Origin of the sequence: Baaleninema sp. (assembly GCF_049974805.1) — a bacterium.
GTDB lineage: Bacteria > Cyanobacteriota > Cyanobacteriia > Cyanobacteriales > Geitlerinemataceae > Baaleninema.
On record NZ_JBNGCO010000034.1, the window covers coordinates 16,052 to 41,292 of the forward strand.

Sequence of the window (25,241 nt, forward strand, 5' to 3'; positions counted from 1 at the left end):
GGAGAGAATTTCCCGATCGTACCCTCATCTCCTCATCCCCTCATCCCCTCATCATTCTTCCACTTCACACTCGCAGACGACGCCTTCGAGAACCTCTTTCGCCACCGCTAGAGGAACTTCCAATCGATCGCCAACATCTTGCGCGAACGCAATCACATCTTGCGCGTTGTTGAGCAGCCGCGCCCCGTCGATGTACAGGTCGCGGTTGGGGTAGTTTTGCAAGAATTCCAATAACGTAATCCGACCGTCTTCACTAACGGAGTTAATAAACGCCGCGCGCAGAGATTGAATCTCCGCCACGCGACCTCGATTGTGGAACACTTGCCCCATTTGAAACAAAACGTATTCCCCAGGCAGAGAATAGGTCACGTCGTCGATGAAGCGCAGGCTGACGCTGAGTTCCTGGTTCAGAGCCAGTTGCATATCTTCCGCCGTCAGGTCAGCCGTATTGGCAATAAACCGCAACGTCGAGGCATCGCGGGGGATTTCCCCGGTTTCCGCCAAGGTTTGTAAATCGGCAATATCGATGTTTCGGTTAGCAGCCCCGTAGGTGAAAACCAGTCGGTCAGCGGCTGCCGCCTCGGAGGCCATCCCTGCAACACCGAGGACTAACGCCGACGCGACCGAAAGCAGTTTCGTCACGGGCTGCAGCAGGGGCGAACGGCCGTTCGCCCCTACATGGAATCTCGAATCAGGCATGAATATTCTCCAAGAGCGTTACTGGTCAGCTTTGCTAGGCTTTAAGGATTTTGCCGCTGAGAGGGTCTCGGAATCCGTTGCGGCGTCAGCTTCAACGGTGGAGTCGGGGGTCGGACGGCATTCAGCCCGGAGTTCGTCGGTGGGTAAGTTACTTTCGTCCCGAGGCGGACAATCGCAGATGATGTCTTGCAGTACGTCTTTAATCGCTTGCAGCGCGGGTTCGATTTGCGTGATGAAGGAATCCACATCCCGCACGACGCCTTCTAAGCCGCTGGCGTTGATTTTCACAATATCTTCCGGGTACGCCTCGAGGAGCGTCAGCACTGAGACGTAATCTTGCTCTTCGTAGACGTTGACCAACGCCCCCCGAATGGATTCTAGGTCGCTGGTGTTGTCAGCCCGGGTGATGACTTGTTCGAGCTGCGTGAGTAAGAATTCCCCGGTGGTACTGTTGAGGAAACTCTCGATGTCGCCGCGCAGTCTGGCACTGAGCCGAACTTCTTCGGTCAGGGCATCTTGAAGCACGTTGAGAACGTCTTCGGCGGCTTCTTGGAGGAGATCTTCTTGGTCGATGAGGAGTTGTTCGAGTTCCGGAAGTTCTCCGGTGGCGGCGAAGTCGAGAATCTCGTCGAGAGTGACGGTTACTTCGTCTTGGTTATACCGAATGATGATAGTTTCGAGGGCATCTGCGGGGGCAGAAAAGGCCAGCAAGCTCGCACCCGCGCCTACCGCGAGAGTGCGACCGAGCATCTTAGCCGCAGTGTTCAGAATCTTTCGAGATTGCTGGATGAAAGGCATGGATTTATCGTATTCTGGATATATTCTGGAGTTTTAGGGATCTGTATTCGGTTTGAGTCTATAGCCGGGTTCGGGAAAAGTCAACGAACTTTAGGGAACTGTAAGGTTTGCTAGAATCTTAAGTTATATTTAAGCCAAACTTCCCCGATATCGACCCTTTTGTCAAGACCCAAGGCTTAATATTTGTTAAAAATTAATAATTTTTTAGATTAAGATTGGGACGATTTGAGATTTTGTGTTTCGCGATACAGCCAGGCCGAGACCTTTTGGTATGGGTTCTATTACTCAATTTATTACTCAATTTATTACTCAATTTAAATGTACGATGGGTCTTCTGAGTTTGAGGTAATAAGCGGATTTTATATCCCCCCGACCCAGGTTTTGTATTTAAATTAACAAATTAGGGATGACTTCCTTTTTATCGAGCTTTCTTAAATCCGAGCTTTCTGGCGACTCGGATATCTTTAACTTGACAAGGCAATAGACTCGCTCCCACCAATCTTAAAAGCAACTAGCCTGCACGTGCGATCGAAACTTCCACATCTTCAAGTTCCTGTCGTGCTTCTTCTGGGGAGTCTCCCAACGCATGACATCCGGGGATTGCTGGAACGTAGGCGACCAACGTATTGTTATCGTCTGGGCGAATAATGCAAGTAGAGTCTCGAAGCAATTTCATAGAGCAAATTTTCGATTGTGGCCTGTTGTCTCAATTCTAAAATATAGAGCGATCGCGCGATTTCAAAACCCCACAAATCGCCCGTCCGCCACAACTCCCAACGGCAACCACGCCAACCCATCCCACTCGCCAAAAATCGAGACGGCTCGCCCCCCACTCACCGCCATTAACTGCCAATTTTGCTGAAACTTGGGCGAAATCGGGAACGTATTCCCCAACTCATCGACGACTCGAGTGCCGCCGTCAAGGGGAACCACCGCCGACAGCGACAAGGGAAAGCGATCAAGCCAGGGATTTCGCCCCAACGCCTCTGCATACGCCGTCAATCCCGCTTCGATATCCGCAAACCCCGGTAACTGCGTCAGCGACTCCACCGCCTCATCCCGAGACTTCACCAACCCCCGCAAGGGATACGCCCCGTCGTAAAACACCACTTCCCCTTTCCAGCCAGTACCGGGAACCCAACTGTTTTCTAACGCCTGAGAGTGGTGAACGTAGTGGAGAACAACCGCCCATCGATGGCTTCGTTCCCCCACCAGCCAGGTTCGCTGTGCCTTTAACGTCGTCGCCCCAGTATGTTCGTTCTCCAGGGATTGCCCCGCCACCCACCAGCGATCGATCTCCCCGGAACCCTCTAAAACCTCGCTTTGACGCTGCGTCCAACCGATTTGAGCGCGAATTTCCGCTTGCATCCCTGGGGGTAAACTCTCGAGGCGCTGGTAGCCTTCCAGCAGCAGCCACAACAACCCCAGTCGTTCCAACAGGCGCTCGTGCCAGCCCGCCCCGGTGTAGGGAATTCGCGCCATGTCTCGAAGCTGTTTGGCGATTCCGGGGGCTTGGGCGTCTACCATTCTGGCGGCGATCGATTCCCAATTTACATCGCTTTTCCCCTGTAACGACGCCAACCCTTGCCGCATCACGTCTCGCAGCCACAGGGATAATTCCTCCATCCCTCCTTTGACGTTCGCGGCGCGGCGATCGATTGTTTTTCTGGATTTTTGAGGGGATTTTTGCCGCTCTTGCGTCGGGTTCGTCGATTTCGCCGCCCGTTCGTCTCGCCCTTGTAACCACTGTTGTACCCAGTCTGGGGGCGTCGTTTCCGGAATCGCCTCGAGATGTTCAGTGAAGAGAAACAACAACCCCAAAGCGTGTTTGCAGGGAAACTTGCGACTGGGACAACTGCACCGAAACGCGGGTTCGGTCAAATCGACTTGGGTGCGATAGGGGGTTTTGCCGCTTCCGAGGCATTCTCCCCATACCGCGCGATCGCTGCGCCCGCAACTGTCCCAATGGCGGGGTTGGGCTAACCCTCGCGCCGCTTTCTGAGATTTGTCGTCGGTGGCTAAGCTGACAACCCGCTCGATCGTCCAACTCAATGACATGGAAAACCCGTTTTTCGATAGTTGTGCGATTTTTTTGAGTATAGATGCCGATTTACGCTCGCTCGAAACTTTAAAAAACTTTAAATTTTATAAAGTCTTTTTTGAGGAAAAATCCTCATTAGGGCGATCTTGGCGTCTCTACAGCGGGTCGGCTGCATTTTTTTAAATTAGAGTCTGCAATCGCACCAACTCGAAAATTCGTATTAAAGTGAAAATAGACCTCCCAAAAATGCCGATCGAGTCAGCCCAGCTTGCGGCACATCAAAGCATTTGGACTCGTCTCGATCGATCCTTTGGTCGTACAGTCTATCGCGGCATCGGCTATGAGCGCTCCCACCTCCAACACTCACTCTATCACCTGTCCGATTTGCCACCATACGGACAAAATTCACGCCGGACAGCTCTTTAACGGCTTATACACCTGTCCGTCCTGCCAAACCCGCCTCGTGGTTTGCTGGAGCGGTCATTTCGTCCGCGATCCGGTTTCCCTCCACCGCCTCGATTTCGGGCAGATTCTCCGCCGCCAGAGTCGCCCCTTTTCCCGAATTCTGCGAGATGTGGGAGCCTTGAAGTGGTTCGCTGCCATCGGAGTCGTCGCCCTCGGCGTCACGCTGGTGTCCCTGTACGCGGGGGAGTCTTCTAAGTCGGTCGTTCCCGAGGTGCTACCCTTCCACGAGTCGATCGAATCCTCAGAATAATTGCCAACGTTATCGAAAAATCCCCAAACACCACGTCAAATTACCGATTAACTGGCGAAATCGGGGTTTTCTCTCTCCTTCACCTGCCCCTCGGACGCGATCGCCTTGCGGTGACAGAGCAAATGCCATCCTTCCGCCCAACCGCGATAGTCCGCTTGGGGCAGCGACAGCGTCTCTAACGCCTTCACATCCAGCAACAGACAGGTTTCCTCGTCTTGGTTCCACCGTTGCTGTAATTCCTCGAGTTCCCCGTGGACGACGGGTTGATCGGCGTAGAAATCCAACGAGGGACGACTGTAGGGATGAGAAGTATAAATCGGACGGGTATCGGTTCCCTGGCGCACCATCGCCGCCACCGGCTTCACGGGATAGTCTTCGTTCAACTCCCATACCCACTGAGACGAGGTGACGAACAGCAACAGCGACAGGTACAACCCCCACACCAACACCAGTATCACCTGGGCGTCTCGCCGCCAAGTCAACAGCGCCGCCAACGTCATCGTCATGGCGACAGAGAGCAAGGCGACCACTAAATTCGCGTCTACGGTGGCGGTGTCGGCGAAATACTGTCGCGCCAAAACTGCACTGGCGCCCCATCCCGCCACCGCTAACAGGGAAAAGCTTGCCAACCACAGTTTCGGATAGGGTTTGGGCTTGTCGTCTAACATCCCCGTCACCGCCGACTCGCACCAAAAGCGATCGATCGCCGCCCCGCACAACAGCGCCAAGGCCGGATATAGGGGCAAAATATACCAAGGTAATTTCGTCCCCATCAGCGAAATGGCCGCGAAATACAGGCCGCTCCACACTAACAGCAATTTCGCCCAACTCAAGACGCGATCGCCCCAGGCCAGTTTGAGGCCGTAGGGAACGAATACCAGCCAGGGAAGCCCGTATTTCAGCAGTTCCCCCAGGTAATACCAGGGCGGGCCGCCGTTATTTTCCACAGAGGTCCACACTCGCTCGGCGGACTGAAACAGTAAATTTCCTTCGAGAAACGAGATACCGTAGAGGTGGACTTGAGCCACGTACCAGGCGGCGGCGGGAACCGTTCCCAACACCAGGCCGCCCCACAACCAGGGACTTCGCAGCAGACGGGGCGTGTCCCACCGCAGAAACGCCACGACGATCGCCCCCAGCAACACCGCCAGCATCACCCCTTTCGTCAGACAAATGGCACCGAAGGCGAAGCCGACGCCCAGGGTGTAACGTAAATCCCGACGCGATCGCAACGTCCACCACACCAACAACGTCCAAAAACATAAAATCGCCCCGTCCAGCATCGCCAAACGGCCGTGACGCACCACCGGAAGCCAGGTAAGATACACTAACGCCGAGAAGACCGCCATCGATCGACGAGGCCAGAGTTCCCGTCCGATACCGTACACCAACGGCACCGAAACCGCCGTCAGCAAGGCTCCCGGCAGCCTCGCCATCGCCTCGCTGACGCCGCCGAACTGATAGGCTAAGGCAATAAAGCCGTGCATTAAGGGGGGTTTGTTGGTGTAGGGCGCCCCGTGCAGGGTGGGATACAGCCAGGATTGCGGATATCGCCAAATTTCGCGAGCCACTTGAGCCACGGTACCTTCGTCCCAATCCCGTAAGGGGACATCCCCGAGATGAATGCCAAACAGGAGGAGGGCAGCTAAGAGCAATGCCACGCCCCAAGCGCGATCGGCGGCGCGATCGATCGAACGGGGGACGAAGCCCCAGGTTCTTCCTTTAAATTGCGGACGCATCATAGGGAGACAGTTCGAGACAAATTTGTTAACAAAGCGAAGCGATCGGGAAATTAGGCTTTAAACTATGTTCAGTTTGTTCGCTGTTCAGTTTGTTCGTTTTCTCCCGAGGTTCTGTTCGATCGAGGCATAAGCGATGAATTTACCACTTGTTGTTGATATTGCTATTGGTATTATTTTTATCTATCTCATTTTAAGCTTACTAGCATCTGAGATACAAGAACTGCTGACCACCATTTTTCAATGGCGTGCCGAGCATTTACGCCAATCGATTCAAACTTTATTAGAAGGAGGCGGAAAAACCGATCGCTATCGTGAAAGCGATCACCTTGCCCAGGAAGTCGGACAACTCACAGAGCGCCTGTATTCTCACCCTTTAATTAATACGCTCAATCAAGAAGCAAAGGGGAAAGTCGCAACCTTAAATCGCGATATTTTTAATAAAATTATTAACGGATTTTATCGAATCAGTTCGTGGATTTATCAAGCCGTCAATCGGCTCTTCGGGCGGAAATCAACACCGTTACAAAACCCCTTTTCCAAACAACCGAGCGCCCCGTCGTACATTCCCGCTCAGGTATTTGCCTCAACGATTATCGAAACCTTCCAAATGTCGGAAGTCGGAAAACTCGTCAGTCTGTCGCGGCTCGAAAAGTTCCAACAACGGCAAACTTCGGAAGTTCTCAAACAAATTCGCTACCTCACAGATCCCGAATCGCGACGCTTGGCAACGGAGCGTTCGCGCCAATCCACGCGGGAATGGAATCGAGCGCGAGACGATTTTTCAAACGGCATCACGCCGCTTCCGGCGACGCTCGATCGCATGGAAAACACCTTCGACGCCTATATCAGCTATTGTCACGAATTTATCCAAGAACCCGAAAACGTCAAAAAATTCTTTATTCACGAACTCAAATTCATTAAAAACAAATATTACAGTCCCACCGAAAAACCAGCCGTTATCGCTGCCTTAAAACCCAGTTTAAACGAACTCGTGGAACTGGTGCGCGAAAAACCCCGGCTTTATCAAGAACTCGAACAGGCCGTTCGCGACAAAGATAGCCCCGCCTATCAAAAATTCGTGCAAATTATCGACAGTTTGCCCGACCTTCCCGAACCCGTCCAACGCAGCCTCAGCGCCCTCACGTCCCGCATTAAAACCACGAAAGATAACATCGAAGACGAAGTTCAAGACTTACAAACGGAAATCGAACGCTGGTTCGACAATTCCATGGCTCGAGCCAAAGGCGTCTATCGCCGCAACGCCAGAGGAATCGCCATCGCCATCGGTTTTCTCGTCGCCATCGCCACCAACGCCGATACCTTATTCATGGTGGACAGTCTCTCGAAAAATTCCACCCTGCGAGAAACCGTCAACGCATACGCCGAAAGTCAAGCCAATCGCAACGTCAGTCCGGACGCCCTGAAAACCAACGTTCGCGACGCCCTCAACGATCTATCCCTCCCTCTGGGATGGTCCGAAGATCTCCGAAAACAACAAATTCCCGCCGAACAAGCCACGATGGTGTCGATTCCCCGTACCCAACTCAGCCTCCCCAATCCCATGCCCTATCTGCGCCGTATTTTTGGCTGGTTTATCAGTGGCGTGGCCATTTCCATGGGGTCGGCGTTCTGGTACGACTTGCTCAAGAAAGTGATTAACGTCAAGAATACCGGAGACCAAGGCAGCAAAACAATTGACAATTGATAGCTCCCGATTGGGGGCGGTGCGTGACGCGGTAACGTACCCTTGGCCTGACTTCGAGTCCATTTTCTAGCTGCGTCACATCCCCTTGTCTGTTGGCGGCGTACTTTGTCGGTGCGTGACGATTTCTCTGTCTCAGGTTCGACACCGGATTTTTCAAGTCACGCACCCGACAACTTGTCTGTCTAACCCAGCTTCTCTCGCAATTCGTCGGCTTTCGCTAACAAGTCCGATTGCATCCAGGTTTCCTGTTCTCCGGTTTTCAACCATTTGAGGTTGACGGTTCCCGCTTCGGCTTCGGCATCGCCGAGAACCAAACAGGCTGCGGCGCCGCTGCGATCGGCTCGTTTAAACTGTTTCCCGAAGGCACTTCCGCTTAAGTCCATTTCGACGCTGAATCCGCTTCGCCGTAACTGCTGGCTTAAGGAGGCGGCGGCATTTTCGGCGTTTTCGCCACGGGAGACGAGATAAAAGTCCAGGGTTCGATCGACCGTTTTTCCAAGCTGTTGCAACAGGTAAATCAATCGCTCTAAACCGATGGCCCAACCTACCGCAGAGGTGGGTTTTCCGCCGAGTTGTTCCACCAAACCGTCGTAACGGCCGCCGCCGCACACGGTCGCTTGGGCGCCGAGGTCGTCGGATTGGATTTCAAAGGCGGTATGGGTGTAGTAATCGAGTCCCCGTACTAAGGTCGGCGTCGGTTGGTAAGGGATGCCGAACTGGGAGAGTAAGGCGCACAGGCGATCGAAATGCCGTTTGGAGTCGTCGCCGAGATACTCGAGGATACTGGGGGCGTTTTTGGCGATTTCGATGGTTTTTGGGTCTTTACTGTCGAGGATTCGCAGGGGATTGCGCGTCAGGCGATCCTGAGAATCCGGGTCGAGGTCCTCTTGGTAAGGGGTGAAGTAGTCTACCAACGCCTGACGGTAGCGATCGCGATCTTCGCCCCGTCCGATGGAATTAATTGCCAAATGCAGGTTTTTTAACCCCAGGGTTTTGAAAATATCCGTCGCCAAAGCGATAACTTCCGCATCGGCTCGCGGGTCGTCCGTTCCCAACACCTCGACGCCTATTTGGTGAAACTGACGCTGGCGTCCGGCTTGGGGACGTTCGTAGCGGAACATCGGCCCCAAATACCAGAGACGCTGAACGCCACCTGCGGCGTGGAGGTTGTTTTCAATGTAGGAGCGAACCACCCCGGCGGTGCCTTCGGGACGCAGGGTAATCGATCGATCGCCGCGATCGACAAACGTATACATTTCTTTCCCCACCACGTCCGTGGCTTCCCCAATTCCCCGCTCGAACAGTTCCGTCTGCTCGAAAATGGGAGTCCGAATTTCGCGGTAAGCGGCTTTTTGGAGAATATTTCGCGCCGTATCTTCGACGGTTTGCCAATAAGCGGCTTCGTCGGGAAGGATATCTCGCGTTCCTCGAATTGCTTGCAGTTTAGACATCAACCAACCGTAATTCTAACGTCAGTTTGGGTTCGGCAAAAAAGCTGAAATTCCTATCCAGTAAGGGCTTCAACCAATTAGCGACTCGATTGTACCTCACGTTGGCTCGCCACCCGATCGGGGGGCATCTCACTTTTTTTCGCCGATCGCGAATATTTGAGTTGCGGTCACGTTTAACTCGGGAAACACTTTTGAGGCGATCGCCTTGTCGTCGGCGTAGATCGTTTCCTCGTAAAACCCTTCGTCCAAGTGCAACACTGTCACTTTGCGATCGTGTCCGTCTACGATCCAATATTCGGGAATTTCGATCGCGCCGTACTCAGACCGTTTGTAGCGGTAATCATCCACGGACGAACTGGGACTGACGATCTCGACCGCCAGGAACGGCGCCGTTTGAAACACGGCCGAGCGATCCAAGAGTTCCATTGCGGCGTCTATAGATACCACCATCAAGTCTGGCAGGCGCGATTTCGCCAGTCCCGTCCGAACTCCTGCCCCTTGAACGCAAGTCCAGGGTTGCTGTAGGCGTTGAATTTCAGCGTCGAACGCTCGTTCTAAAAACTTCGCGATAAAAAAATGCCGCATCGTGGGCGGATTCATCAAGTGCAACTCCCCATTAACTAATTCGTAGCGTCGATCTGAATCGTTGAGTTGGCAATATTCTTCAAAACTCAACTGTCGGCTGTCTACTGTGACGGTCATGGCGAGTTCTCCTTGGGGGTTAATGTTTCAGTTCTGCCATCGTTAGCCCTCGATTTCGATCGCCTGCCAAGGTCCGAAGCGATCGCCGTAATAGGCTAACACCCGTTCGAGGGTCGATCGACTCTTGGCGTCGGTCTCCGGCGCGGTTTCCACCCACAAACCGCCGATTTGACTGCGATAGTAATCGAAATCCGTCGCCGTTTGCGGTAACAACCCCGCATCGACCCCTTCAATTTGCCGTAAATGGGCGACCACTTCCCGATACAGAGCCAGGGGTAACGTAGAAATCGAAAAATACTGACGAGATCGATCGGTCATCTTTCTTCAACGATAAGTTCTAGAATTCAATAATTTTACAGAATAAAACTTACATTGTACCACAAACATTATAGCCTTGACAAGCTTCGATCGTTTCTATACTCAACCCTCTGTGTCCTCTGTGTCTCTGTGGTGAATCATTTATTCACCATAGATTCTCGTGTTTTTGAGCCAATTTCTCTGCCACATTTTACGTCAAAAATATCCATCAGTTAAAGGAATTCTCCAAAACTCCAAAACATAGAAAACGCCCCGATCGACGTTTTTTCGCCAATCGAGTCCGAATGATTCTGAATGCAAGAGGATGTTTTTTTGACGAGAGAACCGACGAAAAAATCGATCGAACCGCGTCCTTAAGACGCCACTTCCGGCTCGACACTATCCGCCGAACCCTCCGCCGATTCCATCGAACTGTTGGCGTTAGAAGAGACCGCCGACGGCGGGAGCGTACAGCAATTCACATCGTCCAAACAGACTTTGCCCCAGCGCAACGCCCATCTCACCAAAGCCACGCGGTTCTCCGTTTCCGTTTTACTCAAAATATTACTAATATGGTTATCGACCGTCCGTTTGCTAATTTCTAAAGTATCGGCAACTTCTTGATTGGTTAATCCCGATGCAACCAATTCGATAACCTGTAACTCTCGATCTGACAAGAGCGGCAAGGCGTGGGATTCAGTTCCGGACATAACCTTTACTTATCCGTGTATATCTACTTATTACCATTCTAGGCAATTTTGCGCGAAAACTCACGCCGCCACGGGGATTCAAATCGCTGAAATTTCTCGTCCGGAGGTGCGATCGACCGCTTTGCGGTAGATGTCACGGAAAAAATCGCGCAGATTCCAACCCAAACCATGATGCAAGTGTGGACATTGAACCGACGACAGCGGAACGTCATCCTCGCAGCGGCCGCCGTATCGTCCGCCTGCGGCTTAGCCATCGAGTTACTACTCGGCACCCTCGCCAGCTATCTCGTGGGAAACCAAGCCCTCTCCTTCGGCGTCGCCGTGGGAGGTTTTCTCGCCGCGATGGGATTGGGGTCCTATCTGAGTCAGTTCGTCGCCGTAGAGGACTCCCCCGAAAACCCCCTCAAAACCCAACTTTTAACGCGATTCGTGCAAGTGGAACTGGCTATCGCTCCCGCTTCGGCGTTTTTACCGTTACTGCTGTTCGTTCTCTTCGTGGCCAACAGTTCCCTATGGTTGGGACTGATTCTCGTGACCATCCTGTTGGGAATTCTCGCCGGGTTAGAAGTTCCCCTGCTGACGCGGATGATGGAGAGCGATAGCAGCGTGAAAGACGCCCTGGCTGGAGTGTTGGCGTTGGATTACGCCGGGGCCTTGGTGGGATCGCTGGCGTTTCCCCTGTTGCTGCTTCCAGTATTCGGAATGTTTCCCACCGCCGCCATTCTGGGGTCTTTTCCGGCGTTGATGGTGTTTCTCATCGGTCGATCGTTCCCCGAAATGAAACGCTGGGGAATCGCGGGATTAGCCACTTGTGCGGCCTTGTGGGCGATCGCACCGCTGACCGTCCCCCTCGGCGATCGACTCGAAAACCGCCTTTACGACGCTCCCGTGGTGGCGCGAGTTCAAACCCAATACCAACGTATCGTCCTCACCCGTTGGAACCAAGACGTGAGACTCTATCTCGACGGAGAACTTCAGTTTTCCACCCTGGACGAATACCGCTATCACGAAGCCTTGGTTCACCCAGCCCTGAGTGCGAGTGGAACTCCCCGACGGGTGTTAGTGATGGGGGCTGGAGACGGATTCGCCTTGCGAGAAGTATTGAAATGGGATTCCGTCGAGAAGGTGGTGTTACTCGAACTCGATCCCAAGATGGTCAAACTGGCGAGTCAACATCCCTTTTTGGTGCGATCGAACCAAAATTCCTTTTCCGACCCTCGCGTTGAAATCCGTTACGGCGACGCCTTTTCCGTCGCCCCCAGTTTATCGGAAACCTTCGATGTCATTATCGCCGACTTTCCCGATCCCGATCGCGACGCGATCGCCAAACTGTATTCCCAGGGATTTTATCTGAGACTGCGATCGCGCCTGAGTCCCAACGGCGTCCTCGTCACCCAAGCCTCGAGTCCCTTCTTCGCCACCAAAGCCTTCGCCTGCATCGCCGCCACCCTAGAGTCCGCCGGTTTTTCATCCCATCCCTACAGTATCGACGTACCCAGTTTCGGACCTTGGGGATTCGTCCTCGCCACCCAAGGGGAATTCAACCCCGCCACCCTCGATCTTCCCATCAATACCCGTTTCCTCACCGCCGATATCCTACCGGGACTGTTCCACCTCCCCGCCGACATTTCCCTCGACAACGTTGAAATTAACCGACTCGTCCATCCTAAAATCGTTCAATATCAAACCGAAGGACGATGGCAGATGTATTAATTGACCATTGATAATTGATAATTGATAACTGTCTTCGCTTTTCCCTCTTCCGTCTTCCCCATCTTAAAAACTATGGTTTTTTTATTCTGGATTGCTGTTGTGGTCGTGGTTGGCGTGGCGGTTTACCTCGTCACCAATCAGAAACGTCTCGCGTCTCAACGTCCCCTCGCGGAGGAACTTCCGCCCCTCAACCGAACGCTGTTTACGCTGCAAATTGGCGATATCGTGCAGTTTGAAGAGCGCGATTGGGTGGTTGAGGGAAAACTGACTTACGACGATGACGGCTTCGTGTGGCTGGAATATATGCTGCAAGATGGCGACGATATTCGCTGGCTGTCTGTCTCCGAAGACGACACCATCGAGGTGTCTTGGTTGGAATCGGTTTCTGAGGATTTGGGGATTTCGGGGAAACCGCCGAAATCTCTTGAATACGGCGGCGAAACTTTTACTCGGGTGGAGTCGGGAAAAGCGAATATGAGTCGTATGGGAACGATTCAAAAACGCAAGGCGGAATCCTGTCGCTATTACGATTACGAAGGTGACGGCGATCGCCGCTTGTCTGTTGAAAATTGGGATGGCGATATTGAGGTTAGCGTCGGTTACAGTATTCGTCCCTCGCAACTGTCCTTGCTTCCCGGTGGCGGCGGAAGCGTCTATCGATAGATGCGATCGACAGCTCGCATCTCAATCGAACTTACTGCGTTTCGCTCTAGATTTCGCTCTATATCCCCGGCATCTTGGAGATGCCGGGGATCTTCCGAGTCTATATGAGATGCGATCGAAAATTTTGTCGCTCTCATAGAAAAGTCTTTCTGCTTATTTTAACAGAAAATCCTATTAATTTTCAAGAAGAAAATTTAAGATTAACTTCAATACTGGCATTTCTCCGTAAAATTGACTAATTTAAAAATACAAAGATTCTAGCAGAATTTACGGAGAACGTATTATGAAGCCTATGATTTGGCATCCAGAGCCAGAAGATGAAGAAGTGAATCGCTATCTTCACAACGTAAACCACGCCCCTTATTTTACCATTGCCTTGATAATGGGCATCGTCATCTGCCTCGCCACCGTTGCCATCGTCAGCGGCATTGTTTAACCCGATCTTGAAAAACAGAGCCGATTTAACCGGTGGCCATCAAATCTTCGGAAGCCAACCCCATCAAAGACGAGGTTGGCTGTTTCTTGAGAAGTGCGATCGCCCCAGGCAACGAAACTTTAAAATCAGGGAACCTGCGAAAAAAAGTCGAGCGGTCAAACCGACAATCTCCCACCTCATTGTCCCGAGAAGCGAAGCGACTCTAACCTCCGGCAAAAGCCCCTTTCAAAGGGAGAGGGTGCAGAGAAAATACGGGCTAAAAATTAGAGGAGCCAGGTCGGTGGAAACCGAGCAAATTTCAACAGAGACAACCACAAAACTTAGCTTCCAGATTTTCGATCGCCCGGAAAAATGTGGCAAACTAGCGGTATAGGACGAAAGTAGCGAGGCAGCAGTCTCGGCTGCGAGGAGGCCATCTTGACGAACCCATTCGATCGAAACCAGATGCCCGAATTTTTAGACAGCGACGACGAAGCCCAAAACCTACTGTGGGATTACGTCCAGTCGCTCAGTCCGGAAGTGGTTTCTCATCTCTCCAAACCTGGCTCCACAGAAGTGGTACAAGTGATGGAACGGAACATCGTCGGTTTGCTGGGAAGTTTACCTCCGGAACACTTCGGCGTCAGCGTGACCACCAGTCGCGAAAACTTAGGGCGGTTGCTGGCTTCGGCGATGATTAGCGGCTACTTCCTCCGCAACGTCGAACAACGCCTCAATTTCGAGCAGTCCATCCATCGACCCCCTTCGCCGCGTTCGGAGGAAACAGAGGATTGACCTCTCCGAGGTGGGAACCCCCCATTGGCGTCCGTCCGGCGCCAGTGTTTCCGTTTTGATTCGAGATTTCCAACCTTGTATCGATATCTTCTGTTTTACAAACCCTATGACGTGCTGTGTCAGTTTACGGACGACAGCGACAGCCCTCGGCGTACCCTCAAAGACTACATCGACGTTCCCTCAGTGTATTCCGTCGGACGGCTCGATCGCGACAGCGAAGGTCTGTTACTGCTGACGAACGACGGACGGCTCAAACATCGACTGCTCGACCCGCAATTTGGCAAAAATCGCACCTACTGGGTACAGGTGGAACGCATTCCCGACGAGGCGAGTTTGCAACGGCTGCGAGACGGCGTGACCATCCGTCAGTATCGCACTCGACCGGCGAAGGTGCGACGGTTAAGCGTGGAACCGGACTTACCGCCGCGAAATCCCCCCGTTCGCTTTCGTAAAAACGTCCCCACCGGCTGGCTGGAAATGACCCTCACCGAAGGACGCAACCGCCAAGTCCGACGCATGACCGCCGCCGTGGGATATCCCACCTTGCGACTGGTGCGTGTCGGGATGGAAAATCTGAAGATAGAGACCCTACAACCGGGACAGTGGCGAGACCTCAGCGCCGCCGAACTCTCCGAACTGCAACGGCGGTGTGGTGAAAAACGCCGGAGCGTCCCGTTTCGGCGATCGAAATCGCGAAGCTGGAAATAGCGCACCATAGAAGATATCAATTTCGATCGCCGTCGCCATGCTGGTCTGTCCCCACTGTCACACCCTCAACCCCAAGGATCGCGAATCCTGTTCCCAATGTGGTGCGCCTCTCCCCTCCCAAAACCCGATCTGGTTTGCAGCGGTGGTCTCGGCCAAGTTCACCGCCTCCACCCTTCCCCCCTATCTCGATTCCCAACAACGCTACCGTTTCTTCGACCTGGGAAAACTCAACGAATACGGCGAGATCGAAACCCGCGCCTACGACCTTCACCCCCAACTTCCTCCCTATTTCACCAACGGCGTCAGTTCCTACAGTACAGACAATCAAGTTCCCGACTTAGCGCGACCCTATCTCCATCCCCGCTGTCAGTCCAACTCCGCGTTGCCGCGACTTCAAGATACCTGGCACAATAACGGCCATACGGTAGTTCTCCTTGAAGATCGATCGACCCTTCCCCGCGTTCTCGATCGATGGCGAACCGTTTCGTCGTTGCAACGCTTGTATTGGATGTACCAAATGCTCGATTTGTGGTCGATTTTAACGGCGCTCTCCTGTCGCAGCAGTTTGACCCAACTGCACAACCTTCACCTCGACGGCGATCGCGCCATCTGCTTGCAACGGCTGTATTCCGACCCGAGCGATCGACCCCTGACCTTGACCGTCCTCGCACAAGCCTGGAGGACGCTCTTTCAATCCCTCTCCGAACCGCCCCCGTCCGATATCGCTCGGTTTTTACAGCAAGTCGAACGGGCTATCCTCGACCATCCCCAAAGCATCGGCGACGGACTCGACGACCTCATCGACAGGCGCGAAGAAGAGGATAGCGAACCCACCGCCTGGGACGATATCGAGTCCCTCGAAGAAGAGGACATCACCGTAACCGCCCCCATCGCCCCCGTCGTCTATCTCGAACACGGCGGAAAAACTGATATCGGACGCCATCGCCCCCGCAACGAAGACACCTTCGCCATTTGGACGCAACGAGACTTCCGCGAAACCCCCGCCGCTCGAACCGTCACCTCCCGGGGCTTGTACGTCCTTTGCGACGGAATGGGCGGCCACGAGGGCGGCGATATCGCCAGTAGCATGGCTGCGGAAATCATCGTCGAAACCCTATCTCAGCAGTGGGGCGACGACCTCCCCAACGAAACCGCTATTCGCGAGGCCATCGATCGCGCCAACCGCGCCATTTACGACCTGAATCAAGACCAAAGCCGCCAGGGAAGCGGCCGCATGGGAACCACCCTCGTCATGCTTTTGGTCAACGGCGATCGCGCTGCTGTCGCCCATGTGGGAGACTCCCGCCTGTATCGCCTCACCGCCCGAGGGGGACTCCAACAACTCACCACCGATCACGAAGTGGGACAACACGCCATCCGACAAGGAATCGACCCCGCTGTGGCCTACAGTCGTCCGGAAGCCTACCAACTGACCCAAGCCCTCGGACCTCGCGATAACGACGCCCTGCGGCCGGACGTTCGCTTTTTCAATCTTTCTGAAAATACTTTATTTCTTCTGGCCTCGGACGGCCTCACCGATAACAACCTCGTGGAAATCTACTGGGAAACCCACTTACAACCGTTTCTCAGGGAATCTAGCGACCTCGACGCCGCCGCCACCGAACTCATTAATTTAGCCAATACTCAAAACGGACGCGATAATATCACCGCTGTTCTGGTTCGCGTCAGCGTTCGATCGCAGCCTTGAGGGGGTGATGGTGCGATCGAGGAGGAACGGTTCCCGGTTCCCCGTTCCCGGTTCCCGGTTCCAAGGTGTTAGAATCGAAAAATTGAGCGGTTTTGGCGGGGATCAGCCGTCAAACGTAAGGGGGAAAGTTCGGTGAAAATCCGACGCTGTCCCGCAACTGTGTTGAGGTGGAACGGTTCCCGTTCGATGCCTCTGAGTCAGGATGCCCGCCGCTGACGATCGATCCACCATACACATCACGTCTGCGAGGTACAGATGATGGATTTTTCTAAAGCAGAACCGACGCTGTTCGTCTGCACGACCTGCGGTATCGCCTGGGAAAACGGACGCCGTATCGGTCGAAGCAATGGCGAGAAACTCCTCGATCGCTTGCGATCGAACGCCGAAACTTCTCCGTTAAAAGACCGATTGTCCGTCTGTCCCGTCGAATGTATGGACGCCTGCGATCGCGGCTGTACGGTGTCTCTTTCGGCTTCGGGTAAATACACTTATCTTTTCGGCGACTTAAATGCCGACGACAGCGCACTCGACAGCCTTTCCGCCTCAGTATTGGAATTCGTCGATCGCTATTGCGAGTCCCCCCAGGGCTTGTTGCGCTGGTCGGAACGTCCGAAACTCCTCAAAAAACGCATTATTGCTAAAATTCCCCCGGTGGCGGACAACCGTTAACTGGAAAGATGTCGTTCGATGCGTTTTCGGGCGTCTTCTGCCGGAAGGGGTCGATCGAACCAATATCCCTGTCCGAAATCACAGTTGAGAAGCTCGAGTTGGCGCAATTGCAACTCAGTTTCGACCCCTTCGGCGATGGTCTGCAACCGCAAATTTTGCGCCAGCAGCAAAATGTTACGGACGATTTCCAAGCTTTTGGGATTCTCCAACAGTTGCATGACAAAAGATCGATCGATCTTCATCACATCGAAGGGGAACGAGTGCAGGTAACTCAACGACGAGTACCCCGTCCCGAAATCGTCGATACTCAACGAGACGCCGAGCTGTTTGAGCTGTTGCAAACAGATTTGCGATCGCTGCGTGTTGTCCATCAACGCCGTCTCGGTAATTTCGAGGCGCAAGGAAGCGGGCGCAATCTCCGTTTCCCGCAACAGGCGATCGACCAGTTCCACAAACCCCGGTTGCGTCAACTGCACCGCCGCCACGTTCACCGACAGCGACAGTCTCGGCCAGCCAAAACGTAACTGCCAATCCCGCAACTGCCAACAGGCTTCCTCGAGAATCCACTCTCCCAAAATGACAATTAACCCCGTCTCCTCCGCCAGCGGAACGAACTCGTTCGGCGACACCAAACCTCGCTGAGGACTGTACCAGCGCACCAACGCCTCGAATCCCACCAGTTGCCGCGATTCCAACTCGAAAATCGGTTGGTAGTGCAGTTGAAATTCTCGTCGTTCCAACGCCCGACGCAGGGCGGTATCGAGTTCGATGCGACGTCTGGCTTCTTCTTGCCAGGCCGGGGTAAAGGTCAAACAGTCCCGGTGGCGTTTGGACAGTTGCGCCCGGTGCATCGCCGTATCTCCGGCTTGCAAATAGTCTTCGGGTCGATCGAACCTCATGGAACTGAACACGATTCCGAGGCTGACATCGGTAAAGATTTCGTGGTTGCCGATAACGTATTCCTGGGACAGTTACGCCTGTATCCGTTCTGCGCTGGCGTCGATGTCCGACGGCGTTGCTTCAAGGAGAACGGCGAATTCGTTGCTTTCAACCCGCGTCACCACCGCTTCGGGAACAACAGACCCCAGGCGCGTCGCCGCTTGCACGAGCATTTGTTCCACCAGATCGTGACCGAGGCTGAATTTCAGCCGCACGAAATTGTCTAAACTCAGGTACAACACGGCAAACTGGGAAGTTTCGCGCCGTCGCACCCTCGTCATCGCCCGTTCGACATAGGTTAAAAAATTGTTGCGGTTGGGCAGTCCCGTCACCAAATCGCAAAAGGCGTAACGTTCGAGGCGGCGTTCGACGGCTAAGCGTTCGGTCACGTCGTTAGCCAGGACGACTTCAGCCCGGCGTCCGTCAAATTCCAGCGGATGGGAGGTAATTTCAACATCGATCGTCGAGCCGTCTTTTTTGATGTGTCGCCAAAGTCCCGCGCGATCGATTCCCTCCCCCACCTGAGCCACGTTGTCGAGTAACTGGGGTACGTCTTCCGAGGGGCGAATGTCGGCGATGGTCATCTCGAGAAATTCCGCTTCGCTATATCCGTAGGCATCGATCGCCGCATGGTTGACGGCTAAAAATGCCAAGGTTTCCAGGTCGTAAACCCACAGGGGTTGTGGGTGGCACTCGAACAACAGCCGATAGCGACGTTCCGACTCAGCCAGAGCTTGACGCGCTCGATCGATTTCCGTAATGTCTCGCGAAATGCCGATAATTCCGATGGCCTTACCCCGAGGGTCGTACCAAACATCTTTCGTAGTGAGAAAGGTGGTCGGTCGGTTCTCGACGAGAACGTTTTCTTTAAATAGCTGAGTGCCTCCTCGGGCGAGAACCTGTCGGTCGTTTTGGCGGATTTGACGGGCGGTTTCCGCCTCCAACAGCTCCTCATCGGTGGCGCCGAGCATTTCCTCGAGATGGAGCTTTAAGGCTCTGGCACTGGCGGAGTTCGCCAGGACGTACCGCCCCTCGATATCTTTGGCAAAAATGGCGTCCGTGGTACTTTCGAGGACGGTGTAAAGCAAATTGTAACTGCGTTGGAGCGATCGAACGCTCCGCCGTACCAACCCATATAAAAGTAAACTCGTGACCAACACGAAACCCCAGCCTTTTAGGGTTTGGAGTTCGGTGACGATATGAGGCGTCTCAAAAACGGCATCGATGGCGCGATCGGACAGGACAATCCACAAACTGCCGATGATGGCGTAAATTAACGCGATTTCGACAGCAGAGTAATTCGGTTGGAATCGATCGAATTTCACGATAGATCGAAAAAGCTGCTTAACCATCCAGCATAGCGAATCGCACAGCTTGAAATTGGCGGCACTGGCACAAAAAAATACCTCCCTCGAAATCGAGAGAGGCATATTCTGCATCGAGAGAAAATTGCCTCGAGAGCAATATTGAAAGAAAGCGATCGAACCCCTAGGCGCCTTTTCCTAAATCGGCGACACTCAACAATCCTTGCGAATTTGCCGTTTCGGGAGCGAACAAACCGCCCGAGAACAGTTGGTTCTGTTGGCGACGTTGGGCGAACACCGGTAAAGCGTTGCGAACTTCGGCCGCCACCTCGGTGGTTTTCACGTCGTAGGTTTGGGTGGCGATTTTGGGATAGAAACCAATTCCGATAATCGGCAGCAACAGACAAGCGGTGATGACAATTTCCCGAGGTTTGGCATCCAACCAAGAATCGATTTCGATACCCGTTTCATTGCCGTAGAACACACTACGCAGCATCGAGAGCAAGTAAATCGGCGTTGCAATCAGTCCCACCGCCGACAGCAGCACGACCACCACTTTAAAGATGTTGCTGTAAGCGTCGCTGGAGGAGATACCGATAAACACCGTCAGTTCGCCGATGAAACCGCTCATTCCCGGGAGTGCCAGGGACGCCATCGCGCCAGCGGTGAACAACGCAAAGGTTTTCGGCATGGTTTTAGCTAAACCGCCCATTTTTTCCATCGAAAGCGTATGAGTCCGTTCGTAGGTGACGCCAGCCAGGAAGAAGAGCATCGCTGCAATCAGTCCGTGGGACAGCATTTGCAGGACTGCACCGTTCATACCAACATCCGTGAAGGAAGCAATACCGATGAGGACGAAGCCCATGTGAGAGATGGAGGAACAGGCCAAACGACGTTTCAGGTTGTCTTGGGCGAACGCCGTCAGCGCCCCGTACACGATGTTTACAACCCCTAAAATCACCAAGGCGGGGGCGAAGTAGATATGGGCGTCGGGCAGCATTTCCACGTTGAGGCGGATGAGTGCGTAACCGCCCATTTTCAGCAGCACCCCCGCCAGAATCATCGACACGGGGGCGGAGGCTTCGCCGTGGGTGTCGGGCAACCAGGTATGGAGGGGGAAGATGGGCAGCTTCACGCCGAAGGCAATTAACAAGCCTGCGTAAGTGAAGATTTGGAAGGCGACGGGGAAGTGTTTGGCTCCCAGTTCCGCCATGTCGAAGGTTACGGTGTCGCCGTAGAAGGCCATGGCCAGGGCGGCAACCAGGATAAAGATAGAAGCTAGTGCGGTATAGAGAATAAATTTGGTGGCTGCGTACAGACGCTTGGCGCCGCCCCAGATGGAGACGAGGAGATACACCGGAACCAGTTCTACTTCCCACATCAGGAAGAACAGTAGCGTATCTCGCGCGGCGAATACCCCGATCTGGGCGCTCAGCAGCACGAGCATTAAACTATAGAAAAGACGGGGTTTGCGATCGACGTTCCAGGCGGCCGCGATTGCCAGAACGTTCACCAGTCCGGTGAGGACGATGAGCGGAACGGAGAGTCCGTCCACTGCCAGAGACCAGTTCAAACCCAGTTGGGGAATCCACGACACTTGCTCCACCAGTTGAAAGCTGGGGTCGTCAAAGTCGTAAAATCGTCCGAAGGCATAGAGCATCAGGGCAAAATCGGCCAGTCCTACGCCCAGGGTGTACCAACGTAGCGTTTTGCCTCCTTTATCTGGCAAAATCGGAACGGCGGCGACCGCCACGAGGGGCAGGAGGAGAATGGCGGTGAGCCAAGGAAACTGTGTCATCGATCTAAAATGAGCATATATACTTATGTCTTAGACTCCATTGTATGGACTCAGATGAAGTTATGCAAACTTTTTTTGCAATATATTAAATTTTAATACAGAAAATAATCTGTACTTATTGAAATAAAAGGGAACGAGTACCCCAGGGAAAGAGCTTCGAGCGATCGCCCGAGAGTGTCACTCTCACCTGACATCTGTATTTATACAGATGGGACTCGTTGTCGATACAAGATTTACTGTGTAAGCTCGTAGAGAACGCTTGTTCTCAACTGGACGCCTCGAGGCTCGATCGAGGTTTCGGTTCGATCGTGTTGGTCGAAATATCCAGATATAACGGTTAAAATACGCCCCCCCTGTTGTCGCAAACGGGCGATCGAGTGGGGGCGTTTTCTATGGTTGCTATAGTTTTTTGTGGATTTAACGGTTGAGTAACGGTTGAGGACTGATGCAGAAACCCGGTCAAACCGGAAAATCTGTGATTTCAGCACCCAGGAAAAAAACGACAAGATTAAAAAAGATTAATCGATATCGGCGATCGAAAATCCCATCATGCACTCATATCGATTGGGATGTTTGTCACTGAGTTTCCCGACAGCGTGTCCGCAGTCAAGTTTTCCGTGGTGCCACCGGGGTTGTCCGTTGCGATCGGCAAGCAAACAACCTTGGCACACTTGACAAGGGGGAAGCACGCGATCCTCCATCAAAATTACAAGCATCTTTCCGACACCTCCGACTCTGGCTAAATTGCCCTAGTTCCATTGTAGACGCCGACTTTTACAGGGAGCAGCGAACAGCGAGCCGTGTCACCCCATCACCTCATCACCCCATCACCTCATCTTCCTTGCCACACACAAACAAGGTAAAATAGTAAATTTGGAGGCGTTGAGAAGGTGGGAGAGTCTCGATCGCTCCGAAGTGGTTCTCTGCAAGCTCTCGACCTCGAGTTTTTCGCTCGATCGCCCGGTCTCGTCCGTAACACCTTCCTCTGCCCAATCGTCAGAAACCCGAAACTATGACTCAGACGAACTTAGACTTCCTCGCGACTACCGATCCCGCCGTCTCCGATCTCATCGGACGCGAACTGCAACGACAACGGGATCACCTCGAACTCATCGCCAGCGAAAACTTTACCTCCGCCGCCGTTCTCGCCGCCCAGGGATCGGTACTGACGAACAAATACGCTGAAGGACTGCCGAAAAAACGCTACTACGGCGGTTGCGAATTCATCGACGGTATCGAACAATTGGCCATCGATCGCGCCAAAGAACTCTTCGGCGCCGCCCACGCCAGCGTTCAACCCCACTCCGGCGCCCAAGCCAACTTCGCGGTGTTCCTCGCCCTCCTCAAACCCGGCGACACCATCATGGGGATGGACTTGTCTCACGGCGGACACCTCACCCACGGTTCCCCCGTCAACGTTTCGGGGAAATGGTTTAACGTCCAACACTACGGCGTCAGCCAGGAAACCGAACAACTCGACTACGATCGAATTCGCGAACTGGCCTTAGAACACCGCCCCAAACTCATCATCTGCGGTTACTCAGCCTATCCCCGAACCATCCACTTCGATAAATTCCGCGAAATCGCCGACGAAGTGGGGGCTTACCTGCTGGCGGACATCGCCCACATCGCTGGGTTAGTGGCGACGGGACACCATCCCAACCCCATCCCTTACTGCGATGTCGTCACCACCACCACTCACAAAACCCTTCGCGGACCTCGCGGCGGCTTGATTTTGACCCGCGACGCCGATTTGGGTAAAAAATTCGACAAAGCAGTATTCCCCGGAAGCCAAGGCGGTCCTTTAGAGCATGTTATCGCCGGGAAAGCCGTGGCCTTTGGCGAAGCCCTGAAACCGGAATTCAAAGCCTATTCCGCCCAAGTCATCGAAAACGCCCAAGCCATGGCCGCGCAACTGCAAAATCGCGGGTTAAAAATCGTTTCAGATGGCACCGACAACCATTTAATGTTGCTAGACTTGAGATCGATCGGCATGACGGGTAAGAAAGCCGACGCCCTGGTTAGCGATATTAATATTACCGCCAACAAAAACACCGTTCCTTTCGATCCTGAATCGCCGTTTGTCACCAGCGGTTTGCGTCTGGGATCGCCGGCCATGACCACTCGGGGCATGGGCAGCGAAGAGTTTACCGAAATCGCCAATATTATCGCCGATCACCTGTTGAACCCTGAAGATGAGGCGATCGCCGAACAATGCCGTCAGCGTGTCGCTACCTTATGCGAGCGGTTCCCGTTGTATCCACATTTACGGATTCCGGTTGCGGCTCTGGCGTAACCTAAATTCTCGCGATAACAGAGTTGTTGGGCAGTCTTGCGGGCTGCCCTTTTTTTCAGGCAAATTGGACGCAAAAAGTGACCCGCGTCAATTTTACACTCGGTTTTTTTATAGCGCGATCTCCCTCGATCGCGGTACACTAAGCGCGATCTCGTCCCCCCAACATTTCAGATGCCGCAACATCTGTATCACGTTCTCGCATTTCTGGTCTCGGCTGCTGTCGTTCTCGTTACAACGCCCATCGTGAAAGCGATCGGATTGCGAAGCGGACGAGTCGATCTTCCGGGCGATCGAAAAGTTCACGATCGCCCGATGGTTCGGTTGGGCGGCGTTTCGATTTTCCTGGGAACCCTCGTCGCCCTTCTGTTAGTTTGGGGACTGGGGGGATTTATCGACACAGACGGACAAATCCTCGATCCCGCCTCGGAATACGAAATTTGGGGCGTCACCATCGGCGGCTTGTTCTTTTTCATCATCGGCTTGGCGGACGATTTGTTCAGCCTTTCTCCCGTCACTCGGCTGTTACTCCAAGTTCTCGTCTCCAGCTTAGTTTGGTCCATTTGCGGCGTTCGCATCGAGTTTTTATCGATTCCCTTTCTGGGCGTGGTGGAACTCGCCGACGCCGTGAGTTTACCCGTCACGGTGATTTGGCTGGTGGGGATGACGAACGCCATCAACTGGATTGACGGATTAGACGGTTTAGCCGCTGGCGTCTCGGGAATTGCAGCGGTGGTGATGCTGGTGGTGAGTTTGTTTATGGAACAACCCGCCGCCGCTTTAATCGCCGCCGCCTTAGCTGGGGGGGCGTTGGGATTTCTCCGCTACAACTTTAATCCCGCTCAGATTTTTATGGGAGATGGAGGGGCGTACTATCTCGGTTTTACTCTGGCGGGGGTGGGCGTTATTGGATTGGTGAAAAGTGCGGCAGTGACGGCGGTGTTACTGCCCTATATTATTCTGGCGGTTCCCATTTTCGATATGTCGGCGGTGATTGTCGATCGACTTCGTAACGGGATTTCTCCTTTCGCCGCCGACAAGCGACATCTCCACCACCGCTTACTGGATGCGGGGTTGTCTCACCGTCTCACGGTATTGTTGATTTATGCCTTGACCCTGTGGGTGGGCGGGTTGGCGTTGGCCTTTGCGGGACTTCCCAGCGGTCCGGCCTATGCGTTGGGATCGACCTCGTTACTGGGATACGCGGTTTGGAGAGCCTGGAAACACGCCAAGTAAAACGTGAAATCCAACGCGAAATCAAAAAGATTCGAGATGTCTTGTTCGATCTCGAACTCCAAAGATTCTTGTTAAAAAGATTCTTTTGACGTTCTCCCCCGCCTAAAGGCAGGGGGATTCATCGTTCTACGAGTCTCCGT

At 53.5% G+C, this 25,241-nt stretch carries 24 protein-coding genes and 1 riboswitch; of the genes, 11 read left to right on the top strand and 13 right to left on the bottom strand.

Annotated features, from left to right (window positions below):
• Window positions 1-51 precede the first annotated feature (51 nt).
• From ACP5D4_RS08970 to ACP5D4_RS08985, 4 genes are all read right to left on the bottom strand, one after another.
• Window positions 52-699 (bottom strand): alpha/beta hydrolase, encoded by a 648-nt coding sequence (locus ACP5D4_RS08970; protein WP_428011282.1) that lies wholly within the window; start codon window positions 697-699, stop codon window positions 52-54.
• Window positions 700-717: 18 nt separating this feature from the next.
• The gene (locus ACP5D4_RS08975; RefSeq protein WP_428011283.1) at window positions 718-1,449 is read right to left on the bottom strand and encodes an alpha/beta hydrolase; all 732 of its coding nucleotides are present in this window, start codon (window positions 1,447-1,449) and stop codon (window positions 718-720) included.
• 559 nt (window positions 1,450-2,008) lie between these two features.
• Complete coding sequence (locus ACP5D4_RS08980) at window positions 2,009-2,173, bottom strand: type II toxin-antitoxin system HicB family antitoxin (protein ID WP_428011284.1); 165 nt, start codon at window positions 2,171-2,173, stop codon at window positions 2,009-2,011.
• A 62-nt stretch (window positions 2,174-2,235) separates the two neighbouring features.
• Complete coding sequence (locus ACP5D4_RS08985) at window positions 2,236-3,555, bottom strand: SWIM zinc finger family protein (protein ID WP_428011285.1); 1,320 nt, start codon at window positions 3,553-3,555, stop codon at window positions 2,236-2,238.
• A gap of 323 nt (window positions 3,556-3,878) precedes the next feature.
• On the opposite strand from ACP5D4_RS08985, the gene ACP5D4_RS08990 reads away from it, so the two are divergent.
• Window positions 3,879-4,253, top strand: a complete 375-nt coding sequence (locus ACP5D4_RS08990) for a hypothetical protein (RefSeq protein ID WP_428011286.1) — start codon at window positions 3,879-3,881, stop codon at window positions 4,251-4,253.
• 47 nt (window positions 4,254-4,300) lie between these two features.
• On the opposite strand, the gene ACP5D4_RS08995 is transcribed toward ACP5D4_RS08990, so the two are convergent.
• Window positions 4,301-5,995 carry an ArnT family glycosyltransferase gene (locus ACP5D4_RS08995; RefSeq protein ID WP_428011287.1) on the bottom strand — a complete coding sequence of 565 codons (1,695 nt, stop codon included), beginning with the start codon at window positions 5,993-5,995 and terminating at the stop codon, window positions 4,301-4,303.
• 133 nt (window positions 5,996-6,128) lie between these two features.
• Between ACP5D4_RS08995 and ACP5D4_RS09000 the strand changes: the two genes are divergently transcribed.
• A complete protein-coding gene (locus tag ACP5D4_RS09000) occupies window positions 6,129-7,700 on the top strand; it encodes a hypothetical protein (RefSeq protein WP_428011288.1) in 1,572 nt (523 codons plus the stop codon).
• Between the two features lie 182 nt (window positions 7,701-7,882).
• Here the strand turns inward: ACP5D4_RS09000 and hisS are convergent, their stop codons facing one another.
• From hisS to ACP5D4_RS09020, 4 genes are all read right to left on the bottom strand, one after another.
• On the bottom strand, window positions 7,883-9,151 hold the full coding sequence (gene hisS / locus ACP5D4_RS09005; RefSeq protein WP_428011289.1) for a histidine--tRNA ligase: 1,269 nt from the start codon (window positions 9,149-9,151) through the stop codon (window positions 7,883-7,885).
• 129 nt (window positions 9,152-9,280) lie between these two features.
• Window positions 9,281-9,853: a Uma2 family endonuclease gene (locus tag ACP5D4_RS09010; protein WP_428011290.1), complete on the bottom strand. Its 573-nt coding sequence runs from the start codon at window positions 9,851-9,853 to the stop codon at window positions 9,281-9,283.
• A gap of 42 nt (window positions 9,854-9,895) precedes the next feature.
• Window positions 9,896-10,171: a hypothetical protein gene (locus tag ACP5D4_RS09015; protein ID WP_428011291.1), complete on the bottom strand. Its 276-nt coding sequence runs from the start codon at window positions 10,169-10,171 to the stop codon at window positions 9,896-9,898.
• Window positions 10,172-10,524: 353 nt separating this feature from the next.
• Window positions 10,525-10,860, bottom strand: a complete 336-nt coding sequence (locus ACP5D4_RS09020) for a helix-turn-helix domain-containing protein (protein ID WP_428011292.1) — start codon at window positions 10,858-10,860, stop codon at window positions 10,525-10,527.
• A gap of 168 nt (window positions 10,861-11,028) precedes the next feature.
• Here ACP5D4_RS09020 and ACP5D4_RS09025 point away from each other — a divergent pair, with 168 nt between their 5' ends.
• The 7 genes from ACP5D4_RS09025 to ACP5D4_RS09055 all read left to right on the top strand — a co-directional run bounded on the left by ACP5D4_RS09025 (window position 11,029) and on the right by ACP5D4_RS09055 (window position 17,531).
• Window positions 11,029-12,573 carry a polyamine aminopropyltransferase gene (locus ACP5D4_RS09025; protein WP_428011293.1) on the top strand — a complete coding sequence of 515 codons (1,545 nt, stop codon included), beginning with the start codon at window positions 11,029-11,031 and terminating at the stop codon, window positions 12,571-12,573.
• 72 nt (window positions 12,574-12,645) lie between these two features.
• Window positions 12,646-13,236 carry a DUF4178 domain-containing protein gene (locus ACP5D4_RS09030; RefSeq protein ID WP_428011294.1) on the top strand — a complete coding sequence of 197 codons (591 nt, stop codon included), beginning with the start codon at window positions 12,646-12,648 and terminating at the stop codon, window positions 13,234-13,236.
• Window positions 13,237-13,528: 292 nt separating this feature from the next.
• Window positions 13,529-13,672, top strand: coding sequence for a hypothetical protein (locus ACP5D4_RS09035; RefSeq protein ID WP_428011295.1), 144 nt, complete (start codon window positions 13,529-13,531; stop codon window positions 13,670-13,672).
• Between the two features lie 444 nt (window positions 13,673-14,116).
• On the top strand, window positions 14,117-14,446 hold the full coding sequence (locus tag ACP5D4_RS09040; RefSeq protein WP_428011305.1) for a DUF760 domain-containing protein: 330 nt from the start codon (window positions 14,117-14,119) through the stop codon (window positions 14,444-14,446).
• Window positions 14,447-14,521: 75 nt separating this feature from the next.
• Window positions 14,522-15,154 carry a pseudouridine synthase gene (locus tag ACP5D4_RS09045; RefSeq protein WP_428011296.1) on the top strand — a complete coding sequence of 211 codons (633 nt, stop codon included), beginning with the start codon at window positions 14,522-14,524 and terminating at the stop codon, window positions 15,152-15,154.
• A 37-nt stretch (window positions 15,155-15,191) separates the two neighbouring features.
• The gene (locus ACP5D4_RS09050) at window positions 15,192-16,862 is read left to right on the top strand and encodes a serine/threonine phosphatase (protein WP_428011297.1); all 1,671 of its coding nucleotides are present in this window, start codon (window positions 15,192-15,194) and stop codon (window positions 16,860-16,862) included.
• Between the two features lie 70 nt (window positions 16,863-16,932).
• Window positions 16,933-17,090, top strand: a riboswitch (cobalamin riboswitch).
• Between the two features lie 27 nt (window positions 17,091-17,117).
• Window positions 17,118-17,531, top strand: coding sequence for a DUF1636 domain-containing protein (locus ACP5D4_RS09055; RefSeq protein ID WP_428011298.1), 414 nt, complete (start codon window positions 17,118-17,120; stop codon window positions 17,529-17,531).
• Here ACP5D4_RS09055 and ACP5D4_RS09060 read toward each other — a convergent pair.
• The 4 genes from ACP5D4_RS09060 to ACP5D4_RS09075 all read right to left on the bottom strand — a co-directional run bounded on the left by ACP5D4_RS09060 (window position 17,528) and on the right by ACP5D4_RS09075 (window position 22,288).
• A complete protein-coding gene (locus ACP5D4_RS09060; protein WP_428011299.1) occupies window positions 17,528-18,430 on the bottom strand; it encodes a putative bifunctional diguanylate cyclase/phosphodiesterase in 903 nt (300 codons plus the stop codon). The genes ACP5D4_RS09055 and ACP5D4_RS09060 overlap by 4 nt on opposite strands.
• A 72-nt stretch (window positions 18,431-18,502) precedes the next feature.
• Window positions 18,503-19,795 carry a PAS domain-containing protein gene (locus ACP5D4_RS09065; RefSeq protein WP_428011300.1) on the bottom strand — a complete coding sequence of 431 codons (1,293 nt, stop codon included), beginning with the start codon at window positions 19,793-19,795 and terminating at the stop codon, window positions 18,503-18,505.
• Between the two features lie 163 nt (window positions 19,796-19,958).
• Window positions 19,959-21,572 (bottom strand): NAD(P)H-quinone oxidoreductase subunit 4, encoded by a 1,614-nt coding sequence (locus ACP5D4_RS09070; protein WP_428011301.1) that lies wholly within the window; start codon window positions 21,570-21,572, stop codon window positions 19,959-19,961.
• 518 nt (window positions 21,573-22,090) lie between these two features.
• On the bottom strand, window positions 22,091-22,288 hold the full coding sequence (locus tag ACP5D4_RS09075; RefSeq protein ID WP_428011302.1) for a hypothetical protein: 198 nt from the start codon (window positions 22,286-22,288) through the stop codon (window positions 22,091-22,093).
• A gap of 296 nt (window positions 22,289-22,584) precedes the next feature.
• Here ACP5D4_RS09075 and glyA point away from each other — a divergent pair, with 296 nt between their 5' ends.
• Both glyA and ACP5D4_RS09085 read left to right on the top strand, forming a co-directional pair.
• Window positions 22,585-23,868 (top strand): serine hydroxymethyltransferase, encoded by a 1,284-nt coding sequence (glyA, locus tag ACP5D4_RS09080; protein WP_428011303.1) that lies wholly within the window; start codon window positions 22,585-22,587, stop codon window positions 23,866-23,868.
• Window positions 23,869-24,039: 171 nt separating this feature from the next.
• Window positions 24,040-25,101 (top strand): glycosyltransferase family 4 protein, encoded by a 1,062-nt coding sequence (locus tag ACP5D4_RS09085; protein WP_428011304.1) that lies wholly within the window; start codon window positions 24,040-24,042, stop codon window positions 25,099-25,101.
• Window positions 25,102-25,241 lie beyond the last annotated feature (140 nt).